This window comes from Massilia phyllosphaerae (assembly GCF_034659755.1).
GTDB lineage: Bacteria > Pseudomonadota > Gammaproteobacteria > Burkholderiales > Burkholderiaceae_D > Telluria > Telluria phyllosphaerae.
The window spans coordinates 1-1,335 of sequence record NZ_JAXSQX010000028.1 but is presented as its reverse complement, the minus strand read 5'-3'; the positions used below and the strand labels follow the sequence as shown (position 1 = coordinate 1,335).

The 1,335-nt window shown below is 57.3% G+C and carries 1 protein-coding gene; it reads right to left on the bottom strand.

From position 1 onward, the window contains the following. The coding region (locus U1H99_RS30060; RefSeq protein ID WP_323145158.1) for a non-ribosomal peptide synthetase at positions 1-1,335 on the bottom strand (1,335 nt) is incomplete at both ends.

Below are 1,335 nucleotides of genomic sequence, written 5' to 3'. Positions count from 1 at the left end.
ACGCACCGGGCAACATGTAGTCGGCCAGTGTCGTGGCCAACTCGGCGCGCAGAATGGCCGTCGAGATTTCCCGGCCCGGCTGGGGAACCACATAGGCGACCAGGCGCTTGTCGCCAGGCTGGTCTTCACGCGCGATCACGATCGCTTCGCGCACGCCGTCGCAAGTAGCAAGGCGCGCCTCGATCTCGCCCAGTTCGATACGGAAACCGCGAATCTTGACCTGGAAGTCGTTGCGGCCGAGGTATTCGATATTGCCGTCGGCCAGATAGCGGCCCAGGTCACCCGTGCGGTACATCCTGGCCCCGGTCACAGCGCTGAACGGATCGGGGATGAAGCGCTCGGCGGTCAGATCCGGTCGGTTCAGGTAGCCGCGAGTGACACCAGCGCCGCCGACGTAGATCTCGCCGATGACACCGAGGGGAACCGGCTGCAGGTGACGATCCAGGATGTACATCTGCGCATTGGCAATCGGACGGCCGATGACGGGAATGTCGTGAGTATCGTCAATCCTCACCATGCTCGCATCTACCGTGCATTCGGTGGGACCGTACATGTTGAAGAATTTTACGCCTTCAATTTTTTGCAGTAAATTCCAAGTGTTTGGACTAATAACATCTGCACCTAGCAGAATTTGCGGCGGACTGTACTCAAGATTCTTTAAGAACCCTGAATTGATCAAAATCTCAAACTGATATGGCGGGCATTCAAAAACGTCAATTTTATTGTTTTTGAAGAAGTTTATTAGGCTTTCACCACTACCTCTAATATATTCTGGAAGAATAATCAAAGAGTGTCCGGAAAGCAGTTGCAGAATGCCTTTTAACGACGCATCAAAAGAATAACTTGCGTTCAGTGTTATACGCGCGTTTTCGGGGCAGTCCTTATGGGTCGTAGTTCGCAGCATCTCCCAGAAATTTACGGCTGAGTGATGTTCGACCATCACCCCCTTGGGCTGGCCGGTGGAGCCGGAGGTATAGATGACGTAAGCCAGGTGGCTGGCGTGTAGGCCCAGCGAACCCGGATCCGGGTTGTGTTCGGCTTGGTCGGCAAACAATGCGGGGACATCCAGTTCCAGCACCGGCAGCGCGGCGGCGCCGCTCACTGGCAAGGTCTGGCACAAGGCGCTCTGCGTCAGCAGGGCTACCGGCGCGCTGTCTTCGAGCATGTAAGCCAGCCGCTCGTGTGGATAGGCCGGGTCGAGCGGCACATAGGCCGCGCCTGCCTTGAGAATGCCCAGCAGGCCGACAACCATCTCGAGGCTGCGCTCGACACAGATCGCCACCCGGTCATCGGGCTTGACCCCCAGCGAGAGCAGACGGTGCGCCACCTGATTGG